This is a genomic window from Candidatus Protochlamydia sp. W-9, from assembly GCF_001950615.1.
Classification (GTDB): domain Bacteria; phylum Chlamydiota; class Chlamydiia; order Chlamydiales; family Parachlamydiaceae; genus Protochlamydia; species Protochlamydia amoebophila.
This window is the reverse complement of record NZ_BCPZ01000046.1, coordinates 83,047-89,046: the sequence shown is the minus strand read 5'-3', so window position 1 is coordinate 89,046 and position 6,000 is coordinate 83,047. Positions and strand designations below refer to the sequence as shown.

5 protein-coding genes are annotated in these 6,000 nt (G+C 34.2%); all 5 read right to left on the bottom strand.

From position 1 onward, the window contains the following. Positions 1–125: 125 nt before the first annotated feature. Complete coding sequence (locus BU804_RS01675) at positions 126–1,271, bottom strand: tetratricopeptide repeat-containing glycosyltransferase (RefSeq protein ID WP_226996099.1); 1,146 nt, start codon at positions 1,269–1,271, stop codon at positions 126–128. A 396-nt stretch (positions 1,272–1,667) separates the two neighbouring features. Further along, positions 1,668–2,474, bottom strand: coding sequence for a MetQ/NlpA family ABC transporter substrate-binding protein (locus BU804_RS01670; RefSeq protein ID WP_075882728.1), 807 nt, complete (start codon positions 2,472–2,474; stop codon positions 1,668–1,670). Beyond that, positions 2,471–3,157: a methionine ABC transporter permease gene (locus BU804_RS01665; protein ID WP_075882727.1), complete on the bottom strand. Its 687-nt coding sequence runs from the start codon at positions 3,155–3,157 to the stop codon at positions 2,471–2,473. The genes BU804_RS01670 and BU804_RS01665 overlap by 4 nt, the downstream gene beginning before the upstream one ends. After that, complete coding sequence (locus BU804_RS01660) at positions 3,154–4,182, bottom strand: methionine ABC transporter ATP-binding protein (RefSeq protein ID WP_226996098.1); 1,029 nt, start codon at positions 4,180–4,182, stop codon at positions 3,154–3,156. Before BU804_RS01660 ends, BU804_RS01665 begins: the two co-directional genes overlap by 4 nt. A gap of 113 nt (positions 4,183–4,295) precedes the next feature. Then, positions 4,296–5,786 (bottom strand): hypothetical protein, encoded by a 1,491-nt coding sequence (locus BU804_RS01655; protein ID WP_075882725.1) that lies wholly within the window; start codon positions 5,784–5,786, stop codon positions 4,296–4,298. Positions 5,787–6,000 lie beyond the last annotated feature (214 nt).

The following is a 6,000-nucleotide window of genomic DNA, read 5'->3' as shown; positions in this document are numbered from 1 at the left end:
TCGAATACGGCTCTTTTTATACAAAATTGAATGAATTATATCACAAGTTTGTACCGTTGACAAGTAGATATATAAACAAGTAAACCAAAAAGAGTATATGTTTATTAATTGAATTTTTTTATTTTTTAAGGTTTTTTTTCTTGAGCTTCACTTTTAGTTTCGAGAGAAGTTTTTAAAATAGATTTGACTAAGTTGATCTGAGAAGCCGATTCTTTAAGCTTCAAATTGATCCAAACTAAATTTCTCTCTACGCATTCTCGTACATTTTCTGGAAGTTTAACTTGTGCTAACATGGCATAGGAAGCCAAAAGCGCTTCTTCATATTTTCCAATCCAATAAGCGCAAATCGAGTATTCTAACAATAATCCCCAATCATAAATCCATTTCTCTACAAATAAAAGATCTGGACTATTTCTAAGAGGAAGGCCTTGAGCGGCAGTTTGATAGCCATTAAAATAATTTTCAGATAACCGGTAATATTGGGCTAGTCGGTACAGGGGTTCTGCTCTTGTTGGGCGGTAAAGATAGGCTTGTAAATAGCTTTCAATAATAGTCTTTGGGTTTGCATTAAGAGATTCATGTAATAAACCAATTTGTAGCAAAGACCAAAAGATCTCCTCATCCCATCCACCTAAAGCTATCCTTTTGTTATAAGCGGTGATCGCTTTTTCCTTCATACCAGCATCTTTGTATGTTTGTGCAAGGTAAAAAGCGTAACGCAAATTATGGGGTTCTTCTAAAAAGGCTTCTTCTAATATAGCTGCATCTTTTTGATATTTTTGTGGATCTTTTGAACGAGCTCCATCGGAGCGTACGATGTTTGTAATGCCTGGCAAAATTTCGCAGTCTACCGTATTAGGCGTAGCTTGTAATAATTCATGAAGTACACCAACCCATTTCCAATTTAAGTGGTTATTAATGATCAGCGTTCGAAAATAGCTTGTATCATTAAAATTAGTTTGAATAAAGTAAAAATCTTTTTTTAGTTCAGGGAGTTTAAAATTTGGTTCATAAGTAAATGTTTCATCCGCATCGATGAATAAGAGATAGTCTGTTTTTTTAGAGGCGAGTTTTAAAGCTTCTGTTCGATTATGAGCAAAATTTTTCCAAGGGCGCTCATGTAATTCACCAGGAATGTCTTGCATGAATTGTTTAATAATGTCTTGCGTTCCGTCTGTTGAACCCGTATCCACAATTACCCAATAGTCAATAAGGGGCTTAACACTTGCTAAACAACGTGTAATCACCTCTTTTTCATTTTTAACAATCATATTTAGACAGAGAGTTTTTTTCTTGTCGGTAGCTTCTAAAACATGTGTTGGGTAATAAAAAAAGAAAAATAGATTTATTATATATATGAAGAAAAAGTGCTTTGAAATGAAAGATTGCCGAGAGATTAGATATTTCAGTTTAGAAGAAAAAGGATCAAAATTTTTTTTCATAGAATTGAGTTGATAGCTATTAATGAGATGGCATCAAAAATGTATTTACAAGTCTTCTTTAATTTTTTATAGGTGCTTTTCTAACGTTTTTAACACTCAATTTAAGTATTAGGAGAGGGAGGTGATCATTTAAACTTGTCTACAATGCATATAATTTTAAATTTAATAGGTGTAATATTCAATGACAGATTACGAGTTTACCCATTTAAAAAAAACATTATAAAATTAAAAAGCTGGAATAACAGCTCCTCGGTAATGACTTTCAATAAAATCTTTAACTTTTTCCGAAGTCAGAACTTGTTTTAATATTTGTAGATCTTTTCTATTTATTTCTCCGGCTCTGACTGCTACAACATTCACAAATTGAGAATTTTTGTCCTCTAAAGCAAGAGCATCTTTTTGCGGAGAAAGACCTGCTTGTAAAGCGAAATTTGTTGTAATGGCCGCTAAATCTACATCATTGAGTGAGCGTGCTAGTAATGGAGAGTCAATTTCAATAAATTTCAGGTGATAAGTATTGTAAATAATATCAAATACACTACTCAGCGCATCTGTTTTTTTCAGACGAATAAAGCCAAGTTGTTGAAGCATAGCTAAAGCTCTAGCTTGATTAGAGGGGTCACTAGGAATAGCTAAAGTAAGGCCATTTTTCATTTTTTTCAAAGACTTAAGTTTTTGAGAATAAAGACCCATAGGTTCAAGGTGGACAGCAACAAGTGGTTCGAGTTGATAGCCAAAGTCTGCAATTTGTGCTTCTAAAAAAGGAAGGTGTTGAAAAAAATTGGCATCGACTTCCTTATCTTGAAGAGCTCGATTGGGGGTATGATAGTCATCGACTGTAATAATCGATAAATTGATACCCTGTTCTTTCAATTCAGGTTTAATAAATTCTAAAATTTCTGCATGAGGAACAGATGTTGCAGCTACTTCTAGCTGCGTTTTTGAAGAACGTGAGCAGCTTGATAAAGCAACCAAAGCTACTAGAAGAGCAGGATAAAATGCTCCAATTATTTTTTTAAGGTATTTTTTCATTTATTCAAACCTTTGCCTCTTTTACGATTAATGTTTCTAGCGATTGCATGGCCACTTGCCTGAATAGCTTGGACAAGTAAGATTAGTAAAATAACCGTTATTGTCATTAAAAAAACATTAAATCTTTGATAACCATACTGAATAGCGATTTTTCCTAATCCTCCGCCTCCCATTGTGCCAGCCATTGCGCTATAGCCTACGAGATTAATAATTGTTGTAGTCATTCCAAGTACAATAGAGGCTAGAGCTTCAGGAAGTAATACTTTTAAAATAATTTGGATAGGAGTAGATCCCATGACCATTGCTGCTTCTATGATTCCTTTATCGATTTCTTTTAGAGAAGATTCAATAAGGCGAGCTAAAAATGGTGTAGCGGCAATTGTCAAGGGAATAATAGAAGCTGTTGTTCCTAGACTAGTTCCTACAATCCAGCGTGTGAAAGGAATCAGTGCCACCATTAAAATAGCAAAAGGAAACGATCGTCCTATGTTCACAATCCAACCAAGAATTTCATGTAGCCAACGATTTTCTTTTAAATGCCCTTTGTCGGTAATGGTTAAAACAACTCCTAGAGGAATTCCAAATAACATTGCTAAGACAGCCGAACAAAAAACCATGTAAAGAGTATTCCAAAATTCAATAGGGATGAGAGAGAAAGCTAAGAGAATTTGGTTATGCTTCATAAAATGATCTCACAGATTATTTGCTTATTTTCTAAAAATGCTTGGGCTTTTTGGATATTTTGGGGCAATCCGGATATTTCTACAAAAAGGTTACCTACTATAGTTTTTTGTAAGTAATCCAATCCACCCGATAAAATATTGACTTCAATGTCAAATTGTTTGATAAGTTGCGAGATAATAGGTTCTTTGGCTTGATTACCTTCAAAACCCAGTCTGACAAGCAACTTATCAGGATTCCTTTGTTGGATCAAATCTACTGGAATTTGATCCCCATCTAAATGTAAAAGATGGCGAGTTGCTTGATGTTGAGGGCGAATAAATACCTGTTTAACTTCTCCTTCCTCAACAATTTCACCTTCAGAAAGGACAGCGACCCGGTGGCAAATTTGTTTAACCGTTTCTAGTTGGTGTGTAATGATAATAATGGTTAAACCAAATTTTTGATTGAGTTCAGCTAAGAGTTGCAAAATAGAGCGCGTAGTTTTTGGATCTAAGGCAGATGTTGGCTCATCACATAAAAGTATATGAGGATGATTGGCAAGGGCTCGCGCTATGCCAACACGTTGTTTTTCTCCTCCACTTAAACTTGTGGGATATATTTCTTTTTTTTGTTCAAGTCCAACTAGGTTGAGAAGTTGATTAATTCTCTCTTCTTGAAAAACCTGTGAAATAAAACCAATTTCCATCGGATATGCAATATTTTCTGCTACTGTTCGAGAAGAAAAAAGTTGGAAATGTTGAAAGACCATACCCATTTTTTGCCGGATAGCACGAAGTGCTGCCGGATTTTTTTGAAATAAACTTTTTCCTTCAATTAAAATATCGCCTTTTGAAGGGACTTCTAAACCATTTATACAACGAAGCAGGGTGGATTTTCCAGCCCCGCTCATGCCAATAATGCCGTAAATGCACCCTGCGGGAATAGCAAGATCAATATCTTTTAATGCATATGTAGAGTGTTGAGAGGCTGAATGAAGAAAATTTTTAGAAAGTTTTTTGATTTCAATTAAATAATTTTTCATCATGCTCGCTTCTCAATTGATATCATTATGAATACGGTAGATTTCTAAAAAATAAAGATCTAAATTTTGTATTTAGAACTTTTTGGAATTTATGAAGCAGTAGTATGGATTAACTATCACACCCGACTACTAGTTTTTTTAGATTGAAATCTTTTACTATTAGTAAGTTCAGAAAGCACGTCAGTTGGCTGCTCATTAAGTTCCTGCTGCACAACTTTTTGTTTAGGCTTGGTTAGATAATCTTCATAAGAGACTCTTTGGTAAATAGGTTCTTTTTGATTATTAGAAACTTGATACAGGTTCGGATTTTGTCGATTGATCAGTAAACCTAATAAGCTTTTAAGCTGTTTTTTCAAATAATCATTCCAAGTATCTTTAAAAAGGCTAAACTCTTGAGCTATTTCTCCTGTAGACAAAGTATCCCATTGACTAAAAATAATGTCTAAATCACATTGAAATAATTTATAGATCGCATAGTCAGGATGAGTTTGAGTAGGGGCTATTCCATTAAAATATTGTCCAATAACAAATTGAATTTCTTGATTTGTGAGTTTATTTGCGACAGAAATAAATTCTGGAAGAAATGTCCTAACTCCGTTATTTCCATTTACATGAATGCCTGCAATAGCTGTTGAACTGCCTTTGATGATGATTTCGTTTTTTTGTAAATCGTTTTTCATAGATTGAATCAGCTCTTGGATGTTTGCATCTTGAAGAGTAGTAGGTTCTGATTTTTCTAATCTATCAAGGATTGTTTTTATTTTCTCATTAATGGCTGTCGCTAACTTTGCTTCTTCAGGGTTAATTTTATAAGAATAAAAACCGCTGGGGTTAGCCCTTTCTTTCAGTTTTCTTTTTAATTTCTTTGATTCGAGTGTGTAATAGTCTGCTTCAGATCGTACCTGAGAATTTTCCAAAAATGAGGTTGTTTTTGTTTGCGATGTCGCACCTAGCGGTTTTCTTTGTGTGGGGGGTGGAGGAGGGGGAAGAGGTGGAGGAGGGGGATTTATTGAAACGATTTGGTTAATTTGCCCATTTTGCGGAATTTCATGTTTTGTTGCAACATGTTCGGTTAAAGCAACAGTAGAAGGATCAGAGGAAATAATGGCTGGATTTGTATCAAAAGCGTTGTGCTCAGCTTCAGGAACAGAGAAAGCGTTTGAGGGAGAATAATTTGTAGAGCAACTATTTGCTGCTTCAGATAAAGATTGTGAAAGGGGGTAAGATCGAGAATTTCGTGTTAAATTGATAGAGTTAAATAAAGTCTCTAGAAATTGCTTATCCTCAAATTGTCTATTAAGAGGAGGCTTTTTGATGAAACGGAGAAAAAACTCCAGAAATCGCGGAAAACTGGAGGGGCGAGAAAGTATTGACCGCGTTTTCTTAAGCTGTTGCTCAAATGCGTCAACTAGGTTTGGCTGAAAAGCATCTTTATTATTATTGATAAATTGGATTACTTTTGCTTTGACAATTTCACAATCATTTTGATAATCGGCTGGAGGTGTGACTCCATGACCAAAAACTTGAAAGTTTCCAACAGGATCGCAAGCCAAAACGTTTCCACGATTGATGCCAATAATGATATTTGATAATTGAACATTAGCCATATGCAATCTTCTAGTTTAAGTTAAAAAACCTTCGTTTCTTATAAACTATTTCGAAAATATAAGCTAACAAAAAGACACTAACAGATTGAAACAATTATAAATATTTAGAATTAAAAAAAACTATTGAAATAAGAGGGATTTGGTCATAAATATTTCAATTTTATTTTAAGCAAAGGATTGAAAAGGAATTTAAATGTTAAAAATCTTTGACCTG

Coding starts and splice junctions, on each gene's coding strand:
- BU804_RS01675 (WP_226996099.1), bottom strand. CDS start 1,271: ATGATTGTTAAAAATGAAAAAGAGGTGATTACACGTTGTTTAGCAAGT.
- BU804_RS01670 (WP_075882728.1), bottom strand. CDS start 2,474: ATGAAAAAATACCTTAAAAAAATAATTGGAGCATTTTATCCTGCTCTT.
- BU804_RS01665 (WP_075882727.1), bottom strand. CDS start 3,157: ATGAAGCATAACCAAATTCTCTTAGCTTTCTCTCTCATCCCTATTGAA.
- BU804_RS01660 (WP_226996098.1), bottom strand. CDS start 4,182: ATGATGAAAAATTATTTAATTGAAATCAAAAAACTTTCTAAAAATTTT.
- BU804_RS01655 (WP_075882725.1), bottom strand. CDS start 5,786: ATGGCTAATGTTCAATTATCAAATATCATTATTGGCATCAATCGTGGA.